Origin of the sequence: Arthrobacter sp. Cr_A7 (assembly GCF_029222765.1) — a bacterium.
Taxonomy (GTDB): domain Bacteria; phylum Actinomycetota; class Actinomycetes; order Actinomycetales; family Micrococcaceae; genus Arthrobacter.
The window spans coordinates 1-2,041 of sequence record NZ_JARHXQ010000143.1 but is presented as its reverse complement, the minus strand read 5'-3'; the positions used below and the strand labels follow the sequence as shown (position 1 = coordinate 2,041).

Here is a 2,041-nt window from a genome sequence, read left to right as displayed (position 1 = left end):
CTCGATCTCCACGTACTCTGCGCTGGGCAGGGCCTTGGCGAACAGGCGTCCGGTGGAATCGATCGGAAGGATGTTGTCCGCGGTGCCGTGGAGGATCAGGGCGGGAACGTCGATCTTGGGGATGTCCTGGCGGAAGTCCGTCAGCCAGGTGGGCTGGGCGGCCACGGACGCGGTTGCCCCGGAGCCGGCTGCCAGGTTCCAGCTTGCGTTGACCAGCTCCTGGCTCAGGCGGGGGGTGCCCAGGAAGGTGTCCGAGTTGTAGAAGTTCTTGAAGAATTCGGTGAAGAAGGCATAACGGTCTGCTGTGACTGCTTGAGTCAGCCCATCGAAGACCTCCTGCGGGACGCCGTCCGGGTTGTCGTCCGTCTTGAGCAGGAAGGGCTCCAGGGAACCGAGGAAGGCGGCCCGGGCCACGCGGGTCGAACCGTAGTTGGACAGGTAGCGGGCAACCTCGCCCGTACCCATGGAGAAGCCCACCAGCACCACGTCATTCAGGTTCAGGGTGGTCAGCAGCTCGTTCAGGTCGGCAGCGAAGGTGTCGTAGTCGTAGCCTTCGGTGGTCTTGCTGGACTTGCCGAAACCGCGGCGGTCGTAGGTGATGACGCGGTAGCCGGCGTCCAAGAGGGCAGCGGTCTGCTTTTCCCATGAGGACCCGTCCAGGGGGTAGCCGTGGATCAGGACCACCGGCTGGCCTGAGCCATGGTCCTCGTAGTAAAGCTCGATGTCAGTGCTGTTTTCAGTTCCAACGGTAATGAAAGCCACGCGGCAATTCCTTTCGAGACTGATCGGAGCGGGCGGACGTTCGTGCCCGGCCCGCGCACTCCCTACTCTAGGGCTGTCGCCGTGAAAGGTGCCGCCAGGGCCACCGCTGCTATTGGGACGGCTGCGGAAGTTCGCAGGATATCTGCGGGTTGGCTCCCATGTAGTTCAAGGGTCCGGCAGCGATGGTGAGGACCACCGTGCCTGCCTGCGCGCAGGAACCCGGCGCTCCGCCAAAGTAGCCGCGCTGCCAGGCAGCCACACCGCCGATGATCAGCCATATGACAATAAGTGCTCCAAGGATCCGCATGATTCCTCCAAAGGCCGCGGCGGCTGTGGGTTCAATTATGCGACGACGGCCGCCGTCACCATAGTGCGGCACAACCCCTGCTTGTGACACTATATGCGCATGAATGCCGGGACCCGGGTCCTCTACCGGCTGGAGAATGAACACGCCCGGCAGCTGGTGGCCGACGCCATCTTCCAGGCCGAGCACGCACTCGGCGGCCAGCCGGCCCATCACCGGCTTGACGGGGCCAAGCAGTGAGCGGGCAGCCGCGGGAGGCCGGCCAGGAGGCGTCCCACGAACACACGCACGACGACGGGCATCACCAGCACACCCACGCGCACCTGAGACACGACAATGGGCATGACGACGACCACGGTCACGGGCACGGGCAGGACCACGGGCATCATCATCACCGCGGCTTCAAGGGCTGGCTGCTGGAGCTGTTTGTCCCGCACACGCACGATTCAGCGGACTCGATCGACGACGCGATGGAAGCCAGCACCGAGGGCATCCGCGCCCTGAAGATCAGCCTCTTCGTCCTGCTGGCCACCACGGTGTTGCAGTTCGCCGTGGTCCTGTTCAGCGGCTCCGTGGCCCTGCTGGCGGACACCATCCACAACTTCTCCGACGCCCTCACGGCGGTGCCGCTGTGGATTGCGTTCATCCTGGGCAGGAAGGCAGCCACCCGCCGGTACACGTTCGGGTTCGGCAGGGCCGAGGACCTGGCCGGCCTGTTCATCGTGGCAGTGGTGGCGCTCTCCGCCATCGTGGCGGGCTGGCAGTCAGTGGACCGGCTCATCCACCCGCAGCCTCTGCAGAACCTTGGGTGGGTGATGGCGGCCGGAGTCATCGGCTTCGCCGGAAACGAGGCGGTTGCCATCTACCGGATCCGGGTGGGCCGCAAGATCGGATCGGCGGCCCTGGTGGCCGACGGCGTCCACGCGCGCACCGACGGTTTCACATCGCTGGCCGTCGTGCTCGGCGCGGCGGGCG

General features: G+C 65.5%; 3 protein-coding genes and 1 pseudogene. 2 read left to right on the top strand and 2 right to left on the bottom strand.

Features of this window, described 5'->3' with window-relative positions; translation table 11 throughout:
* Both P2Q66_RS08925 and P2Q66_RS08920 read right to left on the bottom strand, forming a co-directional pair.
* Positions 1 to 762: alpha/beta hydrolase (locus tag P2Q66_RS08925; RefSeq protein ID WP_275727350.1), on the bottom strand; the 762-nt coding region annotated here is incomplete at its 3' end.
* 109 nt (positions 763 to 871) lie between these two features.
* On the bottom strand, positions 872 to 1,069 hold the full coding sequence (locus P2Q66_RS08920; RefSeq protein WP_275727347.1) for a hypothetical protein: 198 nt from the start codon (positions 1,067 to 1,069) through the stop codon (positions 872 to 874).
* A 108-nt stretch (positions 1,070 to 1,177) separates the two neighbouring features.
* Here P2Q66_RS08920 and P2Q66_RS08915 point away from each other — a divergent pair.
* Both P2Q66_RS08915 and P2Q66_RS08910 read left to right on the top strand, forming a co-directional pair.
* A pseudogene (locus P2Q66_RS08915) lies at positions 1,178 to 1,306 on the top strand (transcriptional regulator); the annotation flags it as partial.
* A gap of 83 nt (positions 1,307 to 1,389) precedes the next feature.
* Positions 1,390 to 2,041: cation diffusion facilitator family transporter (locus P2Q66_RS08910; RefSeq protein WP_275727353.1), on the top strand; the 652-nt coding region annotated here is incomplete at its 3' end.

Coding starts and splice junctions, on each gene's coding strand:
- P2Q66_RS08920 (WP_275727347.1), bottom strand. CDS start 1,069: ATGCGGATCCTTGGAGCACTTATTGTCATATGGCTGATCATCGGCGGT.